At 69.3% G+C, this 21,043-nt stretch carries 16 protein-coding genes; 6 read left to right on the top strand and 10 right to left on the bottom strand.

Annotated elements, in window-relative coordinates; genetic code table 11:
* Window positions 1-47: 47 nt before the first annotated feature.
* Genes pcaF through IP92_RS20885 form a run of 3 tightly spaced genes read right to left on the bottom strand, consistent with a single transcriptional unit; the run spans window position 48 to window position 2,572 of the window.
* On the bottom strand, window positions 48-1,250 hold the full coding sequence (pcaF, locus tag IP92_RS20895) for a 3-oxoadipyl-CoA thiolase (protein WP_145878675.1): 1,203 nt from the start codon (window positions 1,248-1,250) through the stop codon (window positions 48-50).
* 3 nt (window positions 1,251-1,253) lie between these two features.
* On the bottom strand, window positions 1,254-1,907 hold the full coding sequence (locus IP92_RS20890; RefSeq protein ID WP_199271857.1) for a CoA transferase subunit B: 654 nt from the start codon (window positions 1,905-1,907) through the stop codon (window positions 1,254-1,256).
* Complete coding sequence (locus IP92_RS20885; protein WP_145878673.1) at window positions 1,904-2,572, bottom strand: 3-oxoacid CoA-transferase subunit A; 669 nt, start codon at window positions 2,570-2,572, stop codon at window positions 1,904-1,906. Before IP92_RS20885 ends, IP92_RS20890 begins: the two co-directional genes overlap by 4 nt.
* 174 nt (window positions 2,573-2,746) lie before the next feature.
* Between IP92_RS20885 and IP92_RS20880 the strand changes: the two genes are divergently transcribed.
* Complete coding sequence (locus tag IP92_RS20880) at window positions 2,747-3,571, top strand: IclR family transcriptional regulator domain-containing protein (RefSeq protein ID WP_229418891.1); 825 nt, start codon at window positions 2,747-2,749, stop codon at window positions 3,569-3,571.
* Between the two features lie 158 nt (window positions 3,572-3,729).
* Here the strand turns inward: IP92_RS20880 and IP92_RS20875 are convergent, their stop codons facing one another.
* Window positions 3,730-4,794: a porin gene (locus IP92_RS20875; protein WP_145878778.1), complete on the bottom strand. Its 1,065-nt coding sequence runs from the start codon at window positions 4,792-4,794 to the stop codon at window positions 3,730-3,732.
* Window positions 4,795-5,056: 262 nt separating this feature from the next.
* On the opposite strand from IP92_RS20875, the gene IP92_RS20870 reads away from it, so the two are divergent.
* On the top strand, window positions 5,057-6,235 hold the full coding sequence (locus tag IP92_RS20870; RefSeq protein ID WP_145878669.1) for an ABC transporter substrate-binding protein: 1,179 nt from the start codon (window positions 5,057-5,059) through the stop codon (window positions 6,233-6,235).
* Here IP92_RS20870 and IP92_RS20865 read toward each other — a convergent pair whose 3' ends face one another.
* Window positions 6,236-7,186 carry a 2-hydroxyacid dehydrogenase gene (locus tag IP92_RS20865; protein ID WP_145878667.1) on the bottom strand — a complete coding sequence of 317 codons (951 nt, stop codon included), beginning with the start codon at window positions 7,184-7,186 and terminating at the stop codon, window positions 6,236-6,238. It lies immediately after the preceding gene.
* A gap of 170 nt (window positions 7,187-7,356) precedes the next feature.
* Here IP92_RS20865 and IP92_RS20860 point away from each other — a divergent pair, with 170 nt between their 5' ends.
* Entirely contained in the window at window positions 7,357-11,268 is a 3,912-nt protein-coding gene (locus IP92_RS20860; protein WP_145878665.1) for a non-ribosomal peptide synthetase, read from the top strand.
* Here IP92_RS20860 and IP92_RS20855 read toward each other — a convergent pair.
* A complete protein-coding gene (locus tag IP92_RS20855) occupies window positions 11,265-12,173 on the bottom strand; it encodes an NAD(P)/FAD-dependent oxidoreductase (RefSeq protein WP_199272023.1) in 909 nt (302 codons plus the stop codon). The genes IP92_RS20860 and IP92_RS20855 overlap by 4 nt on opposite strands.
* Window positions 12,174-12,289: 116 nt before the next feature.
* Between IP92_RS20855 and IP92_RS20850 the strand changes: the two genes are divergently transcribed.
* On the top strand, window positions 12,290-12,724 hold the full coding sequence (locus tag IP92_RS20850) for an Rrf2 family transcriptional regulator (RefSeq protein ID WP_145878662.1): 435 nt from the start codon (window positions 12,290-12,292) through the stop codon (window positions 12,722-12,724).
* Window positions 12,725-12,768: 44 nt separating this feature from the next.
* Here the strand turns inward: IP92_RS20850 and IP92_RS20845 are convergent, their stop codons facing one another.
* The 4 genes from IP92_RS20845 to IP92_RS20830 form a co-directional block, all read right to left on the bottom strand.
* A complete protein-coding gene (locus IP92_RS20845; RefSeq protein WP_158206853.1) occupies window positions 12,769-13,257 on the bottom strand; it encodes a GNAT family N-acetyltransferase in 489 nt (162 codons plus the stop codon).
* Between the two features lie 135 nt (window positions 13,258-13,392).
* On the bottom strand, window positions 13,393-14,199 hold the full coding sequence (locus IP92_RS20840) for an SDR family NAD(P)-dependent oxidoreductase (RefSeq protein WP_145878657.1): 807 nt from the start codon (window positions 14,197-14,199) through the stop codon (window positions 13,393-13,395).
* Window positions 14,196-15,302 carry a 2OG-Fe(II) oxygenase gene (locus IP92_RS20835; protein ID WP_145878654.1) on the bottom strand — a complete coding sequence of 369 codons (1,107 nt, stop codon included), beginning with the start codon at window positions 15,300-15,302 and terminating at the stop codon, window positions 14,196-14,198. Before IP92_RS20835 ends, IP92_RS20840 begins: the two co-directional genes overlap by 4 nt.
* A gap of 67 nt (window positions 15,303-15,369) precedes the next feature.
* Window positions 15,370-16,905, bottom strand: coding sequence for a methyl-accepting chemotaxis protein (locus IP92_RS20830; protein ID WP_229418890.1), 1,536 nt, complete (start codon window positions 16,903-16,905; stop codon window positions 15,370-15,372).
* A 254-nt stretch (window positions 16,906-17,159) separates the two neighbouring features.
* Between IP92_RS20830 and IP92_RS20825 the strand changes: the two genes are divergently transcribed.
* Window positions 17,160-17,648 (top strand): hypothetical protein, encoded by a 489-nt coding sequence (locus tag IP92_RS20825; protein ID WP_145878650.1) that lies wholly within the window; start codon window positions 17,160-17,162, stop codon window positions 17,646-17,648.
* A gap of 99 nt (window positions 17,649-17,747) precedes the next feature.
* Complete coding sequence (locus tag IP92_RS20820) at window positions 17,748-20,258, top strand: Ig-like domain-containing protein (RefSeq protein WP_145878648.1); 2,511 nt, start codon at window positions 17,748-17,750, stop codon at window positions 20,256-20,258.
* Window positions 20,259-21,043: the final 785 nt, after the last annotated feature.

The following is a 21,043-nucleotide window of genomic DNA, read 5'->3' as shown; positions in this document are numbered from 1 at the left end:
GATGCACGCGGCCGCCGGTCTGCGCCGGCTGGCCGCATGCAATCCACTTACACCCGTTCGATGACGAGCGCGATGCCCTGCCCCACGCCGATACACATCGTACACAAAGCGTAACGGCCGCCGCCGCGCTGCAGCTGGTTCAGCGCCGTCGTCACGAGCCGGGCGCCGCTCATGCCGAGCGGATGGCCCAGCGCGATCGCGCCGCCCCACGGGTTCACGCGCGGATCGTCGTCGCGCAGCCCCAGCTCACGCAGCACGGCCAGCGCCTGCGCCGCGAACGCTTCGTTCAACTCGATCACGTCCATCTGCTCCAGCTTCAGGCCCGTCTGCGCCAGCACCTTCACAGTGGCCGGCAGCGGCCCGATACCCATCACGCGCGGCGGCACGCCGGCCGTCGCCATGCCGACGATGCGCGCCCGCGGCACCAGGCCATGCGCGCTGGCTGCCCGTTCGCCGGCCAGCAGCAATGCACAGGCGCCGTCGTTGACGCCGGACGCGTTACCGGCCGTGACCGTGCCGTCCGGCCGCACGACGCCCTTCAGCTTCGCCAGCGCTTCGAGCGACGTGGCACGCGGATGTTCGTCGCGGGCGAACACGATCGGTTCGCTTTTTTTGACGGGTATGGTCACCGGCATGATCTCGCTGTCGAACCAGCCCGCCGCCTGCGCGGCCGCGGCCTTCTGCTGGCTCGCCAGCGCGAAGCGGTCCTGGTCGGCGCGGTTGATGCCGTATTCACCGGCCACGTTCTCCGCCGTCTCCGGCATCGAATCGGTGCCGTGCAGCTTGTGCATCAGCGGGTTCGGGAAGCGCCAGCCGATCGTCGTGTCGTAGATCTCGGCGCTGCGCGCAAAGGCGCTGTCGGCCTTGCCCATCACGAACGGCGCGCGAGTCATCGATTCGACGCCGCCGGCGATCATCAGCGCCGTGTCGCCGGAGCGGATCGCCCGCGCGGCAGTGCCGACGGCATCCATGCCCGAGCCGCACAGACGGTTCACGGTGGACCCGGGCACGCGCGCCGGCAGGCCGGCCAGCAGCGCGGCCATGCGCGCCACGTTGCGATTGTCCTCGCCGGCCTGGTTGGCACAGCCATAGATCACGTCGTCGACGGCTTCCCAGTCGACGGTGGGATTGCGGCGCATCAGCTCCGCGATCGGCAGCGCGCCCAGGTCGTCCGCCCGCACGTCCTTCAGCGCGCCGCCGTAGCGGCCGATCGGTGTGCGGATCGCATCGCAGATGAATGCGTCGTTCATTCGTCAGTTCTCCTTCATTTCAAGCAGCGGCGCGGCGGTGCGGCGGCGCAGTTCGTCGAGGCTCAATCCATCGACCATCTCGCGCACCATCAGGCCTTCCGGCGTGACGTCGAGGACGGCCAGGTCCGTGTAGATGCGGTTCACGCAGCCGATGCCCGTCAGCGGATACGTGCAGCGTTCGACGATCTTGCTGTCGCCCGTCTTGGTCTGGTGTTCCATCATCACGAACACCTGGCGCGCGCCGATGGCGAGATCCATCGCGCCGCCGACGGCGGGGATGGCATCCGGAGCGCCCGTGTGCCAGTTGGCCAGGTCGCCCGTGGCCGAGACCTGGAATGCGCCCAGCACGCAGATGTCCAGGTGGCCGCCGCGCATCATCGCGAACGAATCGCCGTGATGGAAGTAGGCGCCACCCTTCAGCAACGTCACGGGCTGCTTGCCGGCGTTGATCAGGTCCTCGTCTTCCTCGCCCGGTGCGGGCGCGGGGCCCATGCCCAGCAGGCCGTTCTCGCTGTGCAGGAAGATCTCGCGCTCGGATGGCAGGTAGTTCGCCACCAAGGTCGGCAGGCCGATGCCCAGGTTGACGTAGGCGCCTTCGTGGATGTCGCGCGCCACGCGCTGCGCCATCTGTTCGCGGGAGAGTTTCGTGATGGTCATCGTGCGTCCTCCTGCACCACGCGCTGCACGAAGATGCCGGGCGTGACGATGTGTTCCGGGTCGAGTTCACCCAGTTCGACGACCCGCGTCACCTGCGCAATCGTCACCCTGGCGGCGGTGGCCATGATCGGGCCGAAGTTACGCGCCGTCTTGCGGTACACGAGGTTGCCCCAGCGATCGCCCTGATGCGCCTTGATCAGCGCGAAGTCGGCGTGGATCGGCGCCTCCAGCACATAGTGCCTGCCGTTGATGAGGCGCGTCTCCTTGCCTTCGGCCAGCAAGGTGCCGTAGCCGGTCGGCGTGAAGAAGCCGCCGATGCCGGCGCCGGCCGCGCGGATGCGTTCGGCCAGGTTGCCCTGCGGCGTCAGCTCCAGCTCGATCTCGCCGGCGCGGAACAAAGCATCGAACACCTGCGAGTCCGCCTGGCGCGGGAACGAGCAGATGATCTTTTTCACGCGCCTGGCCTTCAGCAGCGCGGCCAGGCCCGTTTCGCCGTTGCCGGCATTGTTGTTGACGATGGTGAGGTCGCGGGCGCCTTGCGCGATCAGCGCATCGATCAGCGCGGCCGGCATGCCGGCGTTGCCGAAGCCGCCGATCATCACCGTCGCACCGTCATGGATGCCGGCGACCGCCTCCACCATCGTGCCGATGGTCTTGTCTATCACATTCTTCCCTTTTCAATTTAATGCTGATGTTCGATAATCACGTTGTTCGATAATCGAACTATAGTTTGTTAATCGAACGCCTTCAGTGTCGCACCACGGTTCAAGCAGGTCAAGAAAAAACCGCAACCGCGCTGGGGGCATCCGGTAAAATCGCTGCACTTTTCAATGAATGCCATGTCCAGAACCCCGACCCACACTACCGAACCGGAACCCGAACCCACGATCGCCGAGCAGATCGACGCACTGGCCGATCCCAGCTTCATGACGTCGCTGGCGCGCGGCCTGGCGGTGCTGCAGGCGTTTTCCGATTCACGCCGCAGCCTGACGATCGCGCAGATCAGCCAGAAGACGGGCATCCCGCGCGCCGCCGTCAGCCGCTGCCTGTACACGCTGAAGCAGCTCGGCTATGCGGAGTCCGACGTCAACAACTACTCGCTGCGCCCGAAGGTGCTGACGCTGGGTTACTCGTACCTGTCGTCGACGCCGCTGACGGTGTCCGCCCAGCCCTACCTGAACCAGATCAGCCGCACGCTGAACGAATCGTGCTCGCTGGCGGTGCTGGACGATAACGAGGTGCTGTACGTGGCCCGCTCGGCGACGTCGCGCGTGATGTCGGTGGCGCTGAACACGGGCAGCCGGCTGCCGGCCTACTGCACGTCGCTGGGCCGCGTGATGCTGGCCCACCTGCCGGAAGCGGAGCTGCAGGCCTACCTAGACAAGGTGCGCCTGAAGCCGCTGACGGAGCACACGATCACGAGCCAGAAGCGGCTGCGCGCCGTGCTGCACGAGGTGCGCGAACAGGGCTACGCGATCAACAACGAGGAACTCGAAGTGGGCCTGCGCTCGATCGCCGTCCCCGTCCGCGGCGCCTCCGGCACCGTGCACGCCGCGTTGAACGTCGGCGCCCAGGCCGGCCGCGTCAGCGCAAAGCAGATGGAGCAGGAATTCCTGCCCGTGCTGCAGCAAGGCGCCCGCGAGCTGGCGGTGCTGCTGCCGTAACCCGCCACACGGCTGAGCCCGTGTCCACTTTCAACACATCTGGGGTCAGACCCGGACAGGACACGAGCTCGGCAGGATCTCCACAGCTCAGTCCGTGTCCAGTTGTCCGGGTCTGACCCTAGGTTGTCAGATGTGGACACGAATCCGGCTGTGCGACGTCAGAAGTGGTGCCGGATGCCCGCCATGACGCCGTTCTGCGCCTTGCCTGCGCCCACTGTGCCGCCGGCGTCCAGCGCGACCGCGGCGGCGCCGTCGTTGTCCATCCGGCCCAGCGCGCCGTAGATCGCCGTGCGGGTGGACAGGTAGTACGTCAGCCGCGCCACGATCATCTTGGTGTCATCGCCACTGTGCTTGACGTCCTTGCGGGCGACTTGCGCGTCGAACGTCAGCAGCGGCGTGACCGGGTGGCTCACGCCCAGGTAGTACAGGTCCGATTCGGTGACGCCCGTCGCGGCGTCCGTCTTGCGGTCGACGACGCCCGCGCCCAGCTTCGTGCCGCCGAACATCCAGTAGCCGTTGACGGTCACGCGCCGGTCGAAGTTGCGGCTCGATGTCAGGCCGTTCGCCGCGCCCACATTCCCGTGCAGCTTGTCGTAGGTCGCGTTGATGCCGTAGGCCTTGACCTCGTAGCCCAGCATCGCCGTGTATTGGCGGCAGGCCTTCGAGTCCGCCGCCGATTCGCCCGCGCAGTTCGTCGCCGCGGGGCCGCCGGCGCTGGACGTGTCGCGGCCGAAGCTGTACGTGGCGCCAACCACGAGGCCGTCGAAATTGCCCAGGTACGCCACCGAGTTGTCGCTGCGCGCGTTCGGCAAGTAAGGGTCGATGCTGCCGATCGCGAACAGGTTCGGGCCCAGCACGTCGGCCTTCAGCATCGCGATGTACGTCATGTTGATCTGGCGCCCCAGCTGCAGCGTGCCCCACTTGCCTTTCAGGCCGACGGTGGCCTGGCGGCCGAACAGGCGTCCGCCCTGCCCCATCGTGCCGGTGTCCGGGCCGAAGCCCGATTCCAGCGTGAAGATCGCGGCCAGGCCGCCGCCCAGGTCCTCGGTGCCGCGAAAGCCGATGCGCGATGGGAAGGAGCCCGTCAGCGACGGCATCTTCGTCACCGAGTCGCCGTTCGCGTTCGTGTTGTCGACCCGCGTCAGCGCGGTATCGATGATGCCGTAGACCGTGACGTTGCTTTGCGCCTGCGCCGTGCCGGCCGCCAGCAGCGCCAGCGCCATCACCACCGGCGCCCCGGCGCGCGCTGCGGTTCGTGCGTTGGACGCACGCCTGCCTTGGTTTGCGAACTTCATGCTGTCTCCTGTATTGGAATCGTTATGTGGGCGTGATGCGGATCGGAGTGTCCGATTATCGAACAATCGATTGCTTATCGAACGCTTAGCCGATACTATTGCCGTTATCCGGGCCTTGTCAAGAATCTCAAGGAGCCTGATGATGGGTGTGTCCGCGCACGCCACACAAACAAATACGAGGAGACCTGCAATGAAGTTCCGTACCCATGCCATCGCCGCGCTGCTGGCCGGCTTCCACGTCCTGGTGCTGCCCGCGGCGCACGCTCAGGACACGATCAAGGTCGGCGTGGTCGCCGCCTTTTCCGGCCCGTTCGCCGACTACGGCAAGCAAATGGAAGGCGGCATCAAGGCCTATATGGCGCAGCACGGCGACACCGTCGCCGGCAAGAAGATCCAGATCATCGTGAAGGACACCACGGGCCCGTCGCCGGAAGTGGCGAAGCGGCTCGCGCAGGAACTCGTCGTGCGCGACAAGGTCGACTTCCTGGCCGGCTTCGGCCTGACGCCGGAAGCGCTGGCCGCCGCGCCGATCGCGCAGCAGGCGAAAAAGCCGATGATCATCATGAATGCGGCGACGTCGGCGATCACGACGAAATCCACCTACATCGCGCGCTTCTCGATGACGCTGCCGCAGATCTCCGCGCCAATGGGCACGTGGGCCGCGAAGAACAAGTTGAACAAGGTCGTCACGCTGGTGGCGGACTACGGTCCCGGCATGGACGCGGAAGCAGCCTTCAAGACCACGCTGGAGAAGGCCGGCGGCAAGGTCACCGAGAGCATCCGCGTGCCGCTGCGCAATCCGGAATTCGCACCGTTCATCCAGCGCATCAAGGATGCCAAGCCGGATGCGATCTTCGTGTTCGTGCCCGCCGGCGAGCAAAGCATCGCGTTCATGAAGGGGTACCGCGAGCGCGGTCTGGCGGAAGCGGGCATCAAGGTCATCGCGACGGGCGACCTGACGGACGACCACGTGCTGCCCGCGATGGGCGACGCGACGCTCGGCGTGATCACCACGTTCCACTACTCGGCCGCCCACGATTCGCCGGAGAACAAGGCCTTCCTGAAGAGCTATGCGGGCGCGAACCCGAACGGCGGCCGGCCCAACTTCATGGCCGTGGCGGCGTATGACGGCATGGCCGCGATCTACGAAGTGGCGCGCCAGCTGAACGGCAAGATCGACGGCGACAAGGCGATGGCCGTGCTGAAGACGATCAAGATGAACAGCCCGCGCGGCCCGATCGCGATCGACCCGGCCACGCGCGACATCATCCAGACCGTGTACGTGCGCAAGGTGGAAAAGGTGGGCAACGACGTCTACAACGTGGAGTTCGACAAGTACCCGGGCCTGAAGGACCCGGGCAAGCAGTGATCACGCCACCGGCGTAAGCAGGTCGCGGCCGGCGAAGTGGGCCAGCAGGTTGTCGACGACCAGCTGGCCCATCGCCTGGCGCGTCTCCACCGTCAGGCTGCCCACGTGCGGCGTCAGCACCACGTTCGGCAGCGCCATCAATGCTTGCGGCACCGCGGGCTCCTCGGCAAACACGTCCAGCGCGGCCGCACCGAGGCGGCCCTGTTCCAGCGCGGCGACCAGCGCCGGCTCGTCGACGATCGAGCCGCGCGCCACGTTCACCAAAGTGCCCTCCGGCCCGAGCGCCGCCAGCACGTCGGCATCGATCAAGCCCTTCGTCGCCGCGCCGCCCGGCGCGCACACCACCAGGTAATCGCTGTCGCGCGCCAGGTCCAATAACGACGCGCTGCGCGGCACATCCGTCCCCGCCACCACGTTCGGCTGCCAGTAGCGCAGCTGCAGCCCGAACGCGGCCAGCCGCTGCGCCACCGCCTTGCCGATGCGGCCGAAGCCGTAGATGCCGGCGACCTTGCCGCGCACCGCGCGCGCCGGCGGAATCGCGACGCCCTGCTGCCAGCGCCCCGCGCGAACATACGTGTCGAGCGCGGGAATGCGCCGGCCCGCGGCCAGCAGCAGCGCGACGGCCAGGTCGGCCACGTCGTCCGTCAGCACGCCGGGCGTGTTCGTGACGCGGATGCCGCGTGGGCGCAGCGCCGCGAAATCGACGGCATCCACGCCGATACCGTTCACGGCCACGATCTCCAGCAGCGGCAGGCGCGCGGCCAGTGCCGCATCGATGCCGATCGTGCCCGTCGTCGCCAGGCCGCGCACGCGCGGCGCCACGCCGGCCAGCCAGGCATCGCGCTCCGGCGCGGCTACGCGCCACAGGTGGTGGCAGTGGAAATGCTCGTCCAGCTGCGCCATCACGGCGGCGGAAGGACTGGGGGCCATCACGAGGATCTCTGGTTTCATCGGCGGGGCAAGGATCGTGGATCGGGCACCCATTCTAAGACGCATGACACTTTCTTACAATTTCCGCACATTCGAATACCCAGCCCGCATGGCGAAAAAGGCAATATAGGCGTCCCGCCGCGCGGCCTGGGCAACCGCGCGCCATCGCTTTGCAATCAAGAGGCAGGACCATGAGTTTGAACGACAACCGGGCCGGCGCGTGCATCCACCGCCGTTTCGAGCGCCAGGCCGCGCACGCACCGCACGCGAGCGCGCTGCAAGGCCCCGAGGGCAGCGCGACCTATGCGGAGCTGAACGCGCGCGCGAACCGGCTGGCGCGCCACCTGTGCCGGCAAGGCGTGCGGCCCGGCGCACTGGTGGCGCTGTGCCTCGAACGGGGCGCGGCATTGGTCACCTCCATGCTGGCGGTGCTGAAGACCGGCGCCGCCTATGTGCCCGTCGATCCCGCCTATCCGGCCGCCCGCATCGCGTTCATGCTGGCCGATGCCGACCCGGCGCTGACGCTTGCCACCCGCGCATCGGCCGCGGTGCTGCCGGCCAGCGCACGGCCGCTGCTGCTGGACGAGGCGCCATGGCAGGCCGAAGATGACATCGACCTGCCGCGCGACGTCGATGCGGGCAGCCTCGCGTACGTGATGTACACGTCCGGTTCCAGCGGCCGGCCGAAGGGCGTGCTGGTCGAGCACCGCCAGCTGGCCTGCCACGTGGACGCGTTCACCGCCCTCGTCGGCCTGACGGCGCGCGACCGCGTGCTGCAGTTCGCCGCCCCCGCGTTTGACGTGCTGGCCGAGGAAGTGTGGCCCACCCTGCTGGCCGGCGCGACGCTGGTGCTGCGCGATCCCGGTCCCGCCGACGCGCTCGCCGCGTTCACCCGCCAGGTCGAGACGCGCCGCATCACGGTGCTGAACCTGCCCGCCTCGTTCTGGCACCCGTGGTGCGACCACGTGCTGTCGTCCGGCGCGCGGCTCGCGGCGCTGCGCCAGCTGGTCGTCGGCAGCGAAGTCGTGCAGCCGGGCCGCGTGCGCGCCTGGCAAGCCCATTTCGGCTACCGCATCGCGATTGCGAACGCGTACGGCCCTACAGAGACCACCATCACGGCGACGGCCCAGCAACTTCCGCCTCTGCCCGCGCACGCGGCGCGCGTGCCGATCGGCCAGCCGCTGGCCGGGACAAGCGTCGCCGTGCTCGATGCGCAAGGGCTCCCGGTCGCAGCGGGCGAGCCGGGTGAGCTGTACATCGGCGGCGCGCGGCTGGCGCGGGGCTACCTGAACCGCCCCGACCACACCGAGGAATGCTTCGTCACCGTCGGCGGGCAGCGCATGTACCGCACCGGCGACCTGGTCGCGCGGCTGCCGGATGGCGCCCTCGACTTCCTCGGCCGCATCGACGGCCAGCTGAAGGTGCACGGCCACCGGGTCGAACCGGGCGACGTGGAAGCGTGCCTGGTGAGGCATCCGCGCGTGGGCGCGGCCGTCGTCATCGCCGACGATGGCGGCCTGGTTGCGTACGTGACGCCGGCCGATGCGCAGCCGGTGCCGGCGCCGGCCGAGCTGCACGCGCTGGCCCGCGCCGCGCTGCCGCCGTACATGGTGCCCGCCGCCTACGTGCGGCTCGATGCGCTGCCGCTGACGGCCAACGGCAAGCTCGATCGGCGCGCGCTGCCCGCACCATGCCCGGCCGCCTATCCGGCGCAGGACTACGATGCGCCGCAGGGCGACGCCGAGCGCGAACTGGCCGCGCTGTGGTGCGCGCTGCTGAAACTGCCGCGGGTGGGCCGGCACGACGATTTCTTTGCGCTGGGGGCCGACGTGCCGGCCGCGCTGGGCCTCGTGGCAAGGCTGCGCGACCGCGGGATGGCGATCGACGTGACGGGGTTGTGCCGCCGGCCCACGCTGGCCACGCTGGCCGCGCTGGCAGCAGCGCCGCCGCACGGCGCCGCAGTGGCGTACGTCGATGCCGATGGCGACACGCCGACATCCGCATTCGGCCTGCACGCGCGGGCGCACGGCACGCCCGCCACCGCACGGCGCCACGTCGATCCCGCGCTGGCGCTGCGGCTGCGCGCCCAGGCACGCCGGCTCGTCGTGATGCTGGCCGGCGTGGTCCACGTGGCGTGGGCCCTCGTGCTGGCGCGCGGTGCCGGCACGGACGACGTCACGTTCGGCACCGTGCTGCCCGGCATGCCGACGTGTGCCGGCTCGGGCGCGACCGGCCCCGCCGCGGCGCTCCCGTTGCGGTTGACCTTGGGCGGACTGGATGCCGCCCACGCCGTGCGCAACGCCCACGCCGCATTGGCCACGCTGCTCGATCGCCCCACCGCAGCGGCGGCCTGTGGACCTTTCCACGCCTTGCTCGAATACCGCCACGGCACCGCCGCGGCGCCGCCGCCCAGTGCGCCGGACTGCCCGCTCGTGCTGACGGTAGACGACGTGGACGGCGCCCTGCGCCTGACGGTGCGCGGCGACGCCGCCATCGGCCCGGCGCGCATCGGCGACTTCCTCGACTGCGCGCTGTACAAGCTGGCCGACGCGCTGGAACACGCGGCGACGGGCCCGGTCACCGCGCTCGACGTGATGCCCGCGCCGGAGCGCGCCCGTCTGCTGGGCTTTGCCGAGGCGCGAGCCCTGCCCGACCAGGGCTGCCTGCATGGGCTGGTGGAAGCGGCGGCGGCACGAGCACCGGAAGCGGTCGCACTGGTCAGTGGTGCCGAGCGGCTGACCTACGAGGCATTGAACGAGCGCGCGAATCGCCTCGCCCACCACCTGCAGGCGTTGGGCGTGGGACCTGACCAGCCGGTGGTGCTGTACCTGCCGGCCGGCACGGCGCTGGCCGTCGCGGCGCTGGCCGTGCTGAAGGCGGGCGGCGCGTGCGCCGCGGTGGACCGCCAGGCCAGCGCCGAGCGGCTGGCGTTCGTGCTGGCCGATACCGGTGCCCGCGTGCTGCTGACGGAATCCGGCGTCGCCGTGCCGGACGGGTCCGCCGCCGTGCTGCGGCTGGACGAAGCGGGACCATGGCGGGCGATGCCGCGTGCGAACCCGGCATCGGCGACGACGCCGGCGCACCTGGCGTGGATCGTCCACGGCCGCAGCGGCGCCGGCGTGCCGCTGGCGCACCGCAACGTGACGCGGCTGTTCCCGGCCACGTTCGCGCACATCGATTGCGGCGCCGACGATGCCTGGGCCGTCTGTGCATCGCCCGCGTCGGACCTGTTCGTGTGGGAGCTGTGGGGCGCGCTGGTGACGGGCGCGCGCGCCGTCCTGGTGCCGCCTGCCGCAAGCCGCTCGGCGCCCCGCCTCCTCCGGCTGCTCGAGCGCGAACGGGTCACGGTACTGAACCAGCGTGCCGGCCAGTTCGCGCAACTGGCCCGTGCGGACAAGCGCCATCCTGCCGAACTGGCACTGCGCCACGTGATCTTCCGCGGCGACGCGCCGCCGGCCGACATGCTTGCCGCCTGGCTGGCACGGCGCAGCGTACCGCCGCGCATGCATGCGCTGCACGGCAGTGCGGAAGTCGGCATCCACGCGACGTGGCGTGCGCTCGATCCGGCAGGTGCGGATGGCGGCCCGGACGGCGGCACCGTCGGCCGTCCGCTGGCGGACATCGCGCTGTACGTGCTGGACGCGCGCGGCCTGCCGGCGCCGATCGGCGTGGCCGGCGAGGTGCACGTGGGCGGGCCCGGTCTCGCGGCCGCTTACCTGAACCGCCCGGACCTGACGGCACGGCGCTTCGTCGTCCATCCGCTCGCGCCGGGGGAACGGCTGTTCCGCACCGGCGTGCGGGCTTGCTGGCGGGTGGACGGCACGCTGGATGCCGCCGCTGCGGGCACCGCGGTCATACAAGCGCCCACGGCACCGGCCGAGATACTCGCTTCCTCCCCCGCCCCCGCGCTGCCGCCGCCCATGCGCCTGCAGTCGGCGCCGCGGGCCTGTCACGGCGGCGTGGCGCGGCAGGCACCGGCCCGCGCACGCCATGTGCTCGGCGCGGGCGGCGAACTGGCGCTGCTGCCGACGTCTCCCGTCCCGCCCCCGCCGGCGCTGCGCAAGTCACCGTTGCGCGCGCGCCGCCGCGCCCTGGGACACTAGCCAAACACCAGCGAATGGTGGGTGTGCACGCCCGCCAGTGCCCCGGCCGCAGCGGCCAGGATACCGCTGTGCATCGCGGCGGCCACGTCGCCGGCCGCGAACACGCCAGGCACCGTCGTGCGCTTGGTGTCGTCGACGCGCAGGACGGGGCCGAACGGGCCATCGTCGAACGCACAGCCCAGCTGCGCGGCAAGCGGGCTGGCGGGCTGCGTCCGTGGCGACACGAACAGCGCGCCCAGCGCCACCTGCCGGCCGTCGGCGAGGCGCACGGCCTCCAGTTCCGGCGCGCCGCCCAGCAGAGCGACGACGGGCGTGCGCTCAATCGTCACGCCGCGCGCGGCCAGCACGGCTACCTGCTCCGCCGCCACCTCCTCGCCCTGCGTGAACAGGATCGCCGGGCCCCAGTCCGGAATGATCGCCGCCTTGTACGCCGTCATCGGATCGCCGCCGAGGATGCCCAGCGTGCGCCCGGCCACTTCGTAGCCGTGGCAGTACGGGCAGTGGATCACCGTGTGGCCCCACCGCTCCGTCATGCCGGGCAGTGGCGGCAGCTCGTCGCGTACGCCCGTTGCCAGCAGCAAGCGGCGTCCGCGCTCCTCGCGGCGCCCTTCCGCCGTATCGAACGCGACAACGAAGCCGCCGTCCACCGCCTGCGCATCGGCGGCCACGCCATCCGCGAACGCCACCGTGGGATAGGCCGCCAGCTGAGCGCGTCCTTCCGCGCGGATCTGATGGGGCGGCTTGCCGTCGTGCCCGAGAAAGCCGTGGGCGCTGGCGGCAAAGCGGTTGCGCGGTTCGCCCGCATCCACCAGCAGCACGCGGCGCCGCGCCCGCGCCAGCTGCAGTGCGCCGGACAGTCCGGCAAAGCCGCCGCCGACAACGATCGCATCGAACATCGGATCCATCATGACTCGCTCCTTATGTACTTTCGAGAGTTACATGATAACGCAAATCCGCATTCATGCAACAAACAGAGTTACACAAGTTCCAGCCTGACGGCTTTCTTGCTATGATCGCGGCCATGAGACACGACAGCCGCCTTTCCCGCATGCTCCACGTGCTGATCCACATGGACAGCCTGGACACCCCCGCCACGTCCGAGACGATCGCCGGCATGCTGAACACGAATCCCGTGGTCGTGCGCCGGACGATGGCGGGTCTGCGCGAACAGGGTTACGTCCAGTCGGGCAAGGGCCATGGCGGCGGCTGGGCGCTGGCGCGGCCGCTGGCCGAGATCACGCTGCTGGACATCCACCACGCGCTGGGCGATCCGCCCGTTTTCGCGCTGGGCACGACGGACGAGCATGCGGACTGCCTGGTCGAGCGCGCCGTCAACGCGGCGCTGGGCGATGCGCTGCGCGAGGCGGAGCAGATGCTGCTGCAGCGCTTCGGCAGCGTGACGCTGGCCGACCTGGCGAAGACGGTCAAGGCGCAGCCGCGCAAACGCAAGGCCTGAGCCGGACCCGAGCCGGGGAAACTGCGCCCGGCGCAGGCACCGTGCTAGAGCCTTCGGTACATCACGTAAGCATCCACATAGCCGAGCTGGTCATGCCGGAACGCAGCGGGGATGCAACCGGCTTCGATGAACCCGAGGCTCCGGTACAGCGCGAGCGCGGCATGGTTGGTGCTGACCACCTGGTTGAACTGCATGGCCTGGTAACCCGCGGCCTTCGCGGCATCGAGGCAATGCGTGACGAGGGCACGGCCGATCCCCTGCCCTCGCGCGTCCGGGCTCACGGCGAAAGTCGCCGTGCAAATATGGCTGCCGCGGCCGGGCATGATCGTACCGTAGCGGTACATCCCCAGCAGCACGGCACCGCGGCAAGCCACGACACAACCTGCCGCCCGCAGCCATTGCGACGCGATGAAATCCCCATCGAGCCCTTCGAGGAAGGGGAGCGCGTCCCCCTCCGCTGCGACGGTTTGCAGGAGCGCCAGCATGGCGGCTGTGTCGGCAGGCGCCGCGGCGCGCAACGCGACGCTGCTCATGCGGCGACTCCTGCCGCGGCGCGGTAGCGCTGTCCGGTCACTTGTCCGGTAACGCTCGCGGCCCGATTTAGTGCGGCACGCATTCGATTCTCCTTCCATGGACAGATCGAAGGGAGGATTGCGCCTGAACGGCGCTCAACCCAACAGCGCCTTCATCACCCGCCAGTGATGCACCGGCACCAGCCGCTCGAGCAGCGCGACGAACTTTGCGTCGCCGCCAACGAGGATGCGCGCCCGGCGCCGCTCGACGCCGGTGACGATCAGGTGCGCGGCGCGGTCCGGCGGCATGCGCAGCAGCTTTTCCATCTTCGCCTGGTGCCGGGCGATGCGTTCCGGCGGCGTGCCGGGCGGCACACGCACGTTCTTCGCGATCGATGTCGCCACGCCGCCCGGGTGCACCAGCGTCACGCCGACCGTGGTGCCGGCCAGCTCGTGGCGCAGCGCGTTCGAGAAGCCGCGCACGGCGAACTTGCTGGCCGAGTAGGCCGCCTCGCCCGGTGGCGAGACCAGGCCCCACAGGCTGGAGATGTTGACGATGCGCGCGTCGTCGCTGGCGTGCAGCAGCGGCAGGAACGCCCGCGTCATGCGCACGACGGCGTGGAAGTTAATCTCCATCAGCCAGTCGAAGTCTTCCTCGCTGACCTGCTCGAAACGCCCTCCCAGCGCCACGCCGGCCACGTTGCACAGCAGGTCGACGCGGCCGTGCGCCGCCTGCACGGCCGGCGCGAAAGCCTTCACGGCATCGCGGCTGGCCACGTCCAGCCGGTGGTGCGTCGCGCGCACGCCGAGCGCCTGCGCGTCCCGCGCCGTCGACTGCGCGCCCGCCTCGTCGATGTCGGCCAGCGCCAGGTGACAACCGCGCCGGGCCAGTGCCAGCGCCAGCGCGCGGCCGATGCCGCTGGCCGCGCCCGTGACGACGGCCACCCTGCCCTGCAGCTTCATGGCGCGCTCCCCGGCGCGGCCACCAGCGTGTGCTGGTTGCGGGCTCGGATGGCCGCCGCCGCGTCGTCGTACAGGAACGGCAGGAACGCGTAGCGCCGGCCGCGCGTGACGGGCGTTGCCTCGTGCAGCAGCGAGCATGAGAAGACGACGGCGCCGCCGGTCGGCGCGCGGTATGTCTGCGCGCCGAATTCGGGGAAGCGCAGCTCGCCGCCGTCGTAGTCCTCGGCGTTCAGATTGATCGTGCAGGCAAAGCGGCGGTGGGCCGTGCCCGGCGTCGTGTTGTCGCGGTGGGCGCGGAAGAAGCCGCCCGCCGCGCCGTCGTAGCAGGCCACGATGTAGCGCTCGATGCGCGTCGCGTCGAACTGGAACGCCTTGCGGATTTCCGGCACCAGCCGGCGCGTCAGGCGGGCGCGCACGGCGGCGCGCAGCGGTTCGAAGTCGTCGCCCGCGTCGAACGTGAAATCCTGGCGGCGCTTGAAGCTGCTCTCCAGCACGCCAACCGTCTTGCCGTCCACTTCGCGCATGAAGCCGGACTCGGTGCCGCCATGGCGCTCGTACAGGCCGATCAACTGGCGGCAGAATTCAGGCTCGAACACGCGCGGCAGCACCAGCACCGGGGCCGGCGTGGCAGGCGGCGCCGGCAGGCGGGCAAGCACGCGCTCCAGCGCCTCGGCGTGCTGGCCTGCGGAAGCGACCGGAATACAGGCCAGCACGCGCAGCATCGGGTCGAGCACGAGCGTGAACGGCGCGTATTCCAGCTTGCCGTCGGTGGTGCCGCGCACGGCGCCGTAGCGCGTGCTGACGGCGCGGTCGAAGTCCCAGAAGTAGCGGATGCCGGGGGTGATCTGCGCCACGCGCGCCAGGCGTTCATCGTCGGGATCGACGCTGATGCCGAACCAGCACACGTGCTCGTCGTCGAACAATGCGCGCTGCGCGGCGATGTGCGCATTGATGGCGCGGCCGGTGTCGTTCGCCGCGCTGCCGTAGAACGTCAGCACGATATGGCGGCCGGCCGCCGTGTTGAAGTGGAACTTCGCGCTGTTGCTGGAGCGGACGGCGAAGTCGGGCACCGGGTCGCCCGGCAGCCAGGTGGGAATGGTCATGCGCTTGCCTCAAGATCGGGATAGCGCATTATCGCAGAGCCGCCGGCGGCGGCCCTGCGTGGCGCCGTTACACGCCGCGCAGCTTGAACACGGCCACCGCGTCGTCCAGCTGGCGGGCCTGCTCGCGCAGCGATTCGGCTGCCGCGGCGGCCTCCTCGACCAGCGCGGCATTCTGCTGCGTGGCGCTGTCGATGAACGACACGGCCTCGCCGATCTGCTCGATGCCCTGCTGCTGCTCGCCGGACGCCAGCGAGATCTGCTGCACGACGGCCGTCACCTGCTGCACGCTGTCGAGCACTTCGCGCATCGTCGCGCCGGCACGGTCCACCAGCGCGCGGCCCGTTTCCACTTCCGACACGGAAGCGGTGATCAGCTCGCGGATCTCCTTCGCGGCCAGCGACGAGCGCTGCGCCAGGTTGCGCACTTCGCCGGCAACGACGGCGAAGCCGCGGCCCTGCTCGCCCGCCCGCGCCGCCTCGACCGCCGCATTCAGCGCGAGGATATTGGTCTGGAACGCGATACCGTCGATGACGCCGATGATCTCGGCGATCTTGCCGGACGTGCCGTTGATCGTGCTCATCGTCGCGACCACCTCGGCCACCGTGGCGCTGCCGCGGGTGGACACGGCCGTGGCCTGTTCGGCCAGCTGCGCCGCCGTATTGGCGTTGTCGCTGTTCTGGCGCACGGTGCTCGTCAGCTCGCTCATCGACGATGCCGTCTCTTCCAGCGAGCTGGCCTGCGTCTCGGTGCGGGCCGACAGGTCCGCGTTGCCGGTGGCGATTTCAGCGGACGCCAGCGAGATCGCCTGCGTGCCGGTGCGCACCCGCGCCACGATGTTCGACAGATTTCCGCTCATCGTCGACAGCGCGCGCAGCAGCTCGCCGATCTCGTCCTGCCGCGAGCTCTGCACGTCGTTGCGCAAGTCGCCGGCGGCCACTTCCTGCGCGATCTCCAGCGCCCGGGACAGCGGCACGGTGATCCCGCGGATCAGCATCACGACGATCAGCGAGCCGAACGCCACGGCCGCGGCCAGCAGCGCCAGCAGCACCAGCACGGAATTGCGGTAGACGCTGTCGTTCTGCTCCTCGACGGCCTTCACGCGCGCGGTGGCTTCCTTCTGGATCGCGGCGACGATGGCATCGATCTTCTCGGTGGGCTCGCGGTCCATGCCCTTGACGAGCGCATCGACCTTTTGCGCGCCCTGCGGGTCGGCGCCGTCGAACTGCTTCAGCGCCTGCATGTAGCGCTGCACCAGTTCGCCATGGACGCGCAGCGCCTCGTCGACGGCTGCCGTCTCCAGGCCCAGCTTGGCCATCGTGCCCTTCAGTTCCTTCAGCTCGGCAGTGGTGGCTTCACCGCTGGTGCCGAACGCCTTCGTGTATTTTTCCAGCGTGGCCGCGTCCTTGCCGCGCAGCAGGATGTTCTTCCACTCCTGCACCTGCACCTTGAACTCGACCTGGGCCGAGCGGGCACTGTCCACGGCCTCCATCAGCTGGCCCGCTTCGGCGAAGCCGGCCGCGTTACGCTGGTTCATGTCGCGCAGCGCGTTCCAGCCCGTGAAGCCAACCAGCAGCACGGTGACTAGGAAGAATGCGGCGAGCAAAGACAGGCGAACGCCAATTTTCAGATTAGCTAGTTTCATGGGATCGAAAGATAAAAAGCGGGCGGCCGGAGGGGCCGCGGCGTTCGGACGGGGTTGGGGGCCGAGAGATGGCAAGCAAAAATGCCGTAAGCCAATGCTACCACCGGCTTTTTGAAATCTCACAGATTTTCACACTTCGACGGCGGCAGGTGGCGCGTCCGTGCAACGCTGTCTTGCACTTTGTGTACACTGATGTTTTTCAGTCCACGCCACAGATGTCCATTTTTACCAAAGCCGCGATCAAGCACGAGGCGGACCTTGCCGCCGCCCAGCAGGCCGCGCAGGAACAGGCCGCGCGCCAGGCCCGGCTCGACTTTCGCGAACAGTACCGGCTCACGCTGGAAAACGTCATCCGCCCGCAGTTCGCCGCGATGCGCAAGCAGATGTACGAGCATGACTACGACGGCAAGATCGAGGAAGGCAACGACGGCTGGAGCGACTTCGTGCGCCTGACCTTCGTGCCGGACAAGAACCGGCTGGCCGCCCATGCGGGTCGCGATGCGTGCACCCTGACCTTCACCGCGATCGAGAGCAGCTGCCTGCTGGAATGGGAAAGCGTGTTCGACCGCCATGCCCGCGACGGTTCCGGCAAGGAAGGCGGCACGATCGCCTGCAACCAGCTGACGCCGGAACGGCTCGAGCAGATGCTGGGTGCGTTCTTCGAGAAATCGTTCGCCGCGCGGCGCGAGCGCCGGCTGACATGAGCCATCTGAAATTATTGCCTAGCGGATAATCTTCGTGCATGATGCTGTCTTTCTGATCAGCATTATTTGCCGCGCCCTGCCGGCGCACGAGGAACCCACATGGCATCCGCTCCAACCATCGCTTCGGTCTCGTCCACCGACAACGGCTTCTACGGCATCGGCAAGACCATCCACCTGTCGATCACGTTCAACGAGGCCGTCGTCGTCGCCGGCGGCACGCCGGCCCTGCAGCTGGAAACGGGACCTACCGACCGCCTTGCCACGTACGTGGACGGCAGCGGCAGCACGACGCTGAACTTCACCTACACGGTGCAGGCCGGCGACAGCAGCGCCGACCTTGACTATCTGAGCTCCGCGGCACTGACGCTCGCCGGCGCGACGATCCGTTCGGTTGCCGGTGGCACCGACGCGATCCTGACCTTGCCGCAGCCCGGCACCGCCGGCTCGCTGGGCGCGAACGAGGCGATCATCATCGATGGCGACGTGCCCGCGGCGCCGTCCGCGCCGGACCTGATTGCCGCCAGCGACCATGGCGTGTCCTCCACCGATAACCTGACCAACGACAATGCGCCGACCTTCCGCGGCAGCGGCGCCCAGCCGTTCGCCAGGGTGACGCTGTACGACACGAACGGCACGGTGCTGGGCACCGATGACGCCGACGACGCCGGGTCATGGACGATCGTGGCCGGCACGCTGGCCGACGGTGCCCATCAGATCACGGCCACGGTGACGGACACGGCCGGCAACGAGAGTCCCCGCTCGCCCGCCACCACGGTAACGATCGACACGCAGGGGCCGACCATGTCGATCTCGAGCGACAAGGCGAGCTTGAAAGCGGGTACGACGTCGACGATCACGTTCACGTTGAGCGACGACCCGGACGGCACGTTCTCGGCGGGCGACATCACGGTCCATGGCGGCTCGCTGGGCCCGCTGACGGGCAGCGGCACCAGCTACACGGCCACCTTCACACCGCAGGCCGGCCTGGAAGATCTGGCCACCATCACCGTCAGCGGCGGCGCCTATGCCGACAAGGCCGGCAACGCCGGCGGCACGGGCGTCACGCCGGTCCTGTGGGTGGACACGGTGGCGCCGGCCGCGCCGGGCACGCCGACGCTGGCCGCGGCCAGCGACACGGGCACCGTCGGCGACGGCATCACGGCCAGTGCCACCCAGGTGATCGAAGGAACGGGCGCGATCGACGCGACCGTCACGCTGTACGATGGTCTCGTGGCGCTCGGCACCGCCAAGGTCGGCACCGATGGCAAGTGGAGCTACACGGCCCACCTCGCCGACGGCGCCCACATGCTGATGGCGCTCCAGGCCGATACAGCGGGCAACGCGTCGCCGGCAAGCGCAGCGTTCCAGCTGACCGTCGCCCTGCCGCCACCCCCGCCACCGCCGCCGCAGGACAGCGACGACGACGACGTCACGCTGGTCGACGGCGCGCCGGTCACCACCACCACGACCGTGCTGCCCGGCGGCTTGCTGGCCACCCGCATCGAGATGCCCGTCGCCGGCACCGGCATGGGCGGCACGGACGGCATCGTCGACATCCCGCTGGCCGGCACCAGCCTCGTCGCGCACCTGCCGGCCGGTTACGGCCTGACGGCTTCCAGCGCCCAGGGGAACCTGGCTCACGCCGCCGCCTTCGTGACCGGCTCCGTCGTCGCTGCCGCCGACCAGGCGCACTTCACGCACGCCGCCGAGCAGTTCCTCGCCGGGGTGAGCGCGCAGACGGTGCAGCTGGCGTCGCTCGCACCGGTCGCCGCCGCGCACCCTGCCGGCACGCTCGCGATCGGCGCATCGACGCCGTTCGCCGCCATCATCGACGCCCGGTACATCACGGCGGACAGCTCGCTCGCGTTGACCGGCACGGGTTTCACCGGCGTGCTGGGCACGGCCACCGTCGCCTTGCACGGCGGCGGCGTGCTGGCCGGCGACCAGGCGCACCAGGACCTGACGGCCTACGCCGGCGATGCGACGCAGGTGCTGGCCGGCGGCGGCGACGATACGCTGCGCCTCGCCATGCCGGCAGCCACGTCCGGGTCGGGCACGGTCACGCTACACGGTGGCGCCGGTAACGACACGGCCGTCTTTACGGGCGCGCGTGCCGACTACGACCTGGCGTTCCACAACGGCTATGTGCTGGTGTCCGCCAAGGCCGCCCCGCAGGCGCTGGCGCAGGTGGTCAACGTCGAGCAGCTGCAATTTGCCGACGCCACCGTGCAGGTCGGTGCCGACAGCACCGGCGCGGCGGTCGCCGGCCTGTACGAGACGGTGCTGGGGCGCCAGGCGGACCTGGCCGGCTTCACGTTCTGGGCGGATCGCCACGCGGCCGGCGAGAGCTGGGGCGCGCTGGCGCTGGGCATGCTCGACTCCGCCGAATACCGTGCCGGCCACGACGGCCTGACGGGCGACGCCGCGCACGACATCGCACTGCTGTACCAGGCCTTGCTCGGCCGTGCGCCGGACGCCGCGGGCTACGCGTTCTGGCAAGCCAAGCTGGCGGGCGGCGCGAGCATGGAACAGGTGGCCGGCGGGTTCGTGATGTCGGTCGAGATGATCGGTCACCAGCCGGCGGCGGCCGATTGGGATTTCAGCCTGTAAGGCAGACCTGCCGGTGAAGCGCGGCCGGTGATGCGGGGGCGCGACCGCTGGCGCGGGTGGTCGCGTTTATCTGGCGCTGTTCGCGCGAACAGCGCCATTTCTTTCTAATGCCGGCACCGTCCACGATTGTTGCAAGCGCCTGGGGCGCGCCAACGTGCATGGCTGGCAGGAAGGAGACACGCGTGACGGTGGCTGAACACTGCTTGTGCGGCCGCGTGGAAGCAGCCCCGACTGCATGCGGTGGCATGCCGCCGCGCGCTGGCCAGCGAAATATCGCGATGCATCCACTCCAAACCCATCTAAAACTCACGACCGTGTGCTGAAGCTGCGGCTGTTTTAGACTTTTTCGCTTTTGAATTAGATCGAAGCAGATCAATACCGGTTTTTTATAGACCTCATTAGGCGCGTCATTCCGCACGGTAGAGTGGATTAGACTCTCCTGGGCCATATTGGAGCGATTTGGACATTGAAGCGCCGGCGGGTACCCCACGGGCTGGTGAAATCGTGGGCGGAGTAGCGCGCGAACAGCATGCCGGTGGGAGCGCACGACCACGGAACAAATCCGCCAATCGCTCGAGCATATCGCCGGGAATATCCCGCACCTCGAAGCCGGCGCCGCTCAACGTACCAACTCGACGCCCCTCACCTCTTCAGAGGAGGGAGGGCGTCCAGAAGTGCGAAAATCTAAACGATGCCAATACAAGCCGAACGAGTCTGGTCCGCTCTATTCTTAAGGACGAAGCGCCTGATTCGCACTATAAAAATATCGTCTCGACCTTATTTGA

This window comes from Pseudoduganella flava, from assembly GCF_007830495.1.
Classification (GTDB): domain Bacteria; phylum Pseudomonadota; class Gammaproteobacteria; order Burkholderiales; family Burkholderiaceae_D; genus Rugamonas; species Rugamonas flava.
The sequence above is the reverse complement of the archived record's forward strand: the minus strand, read 5'-3'. Positions and strand labels throughout refer to the sequence as shown.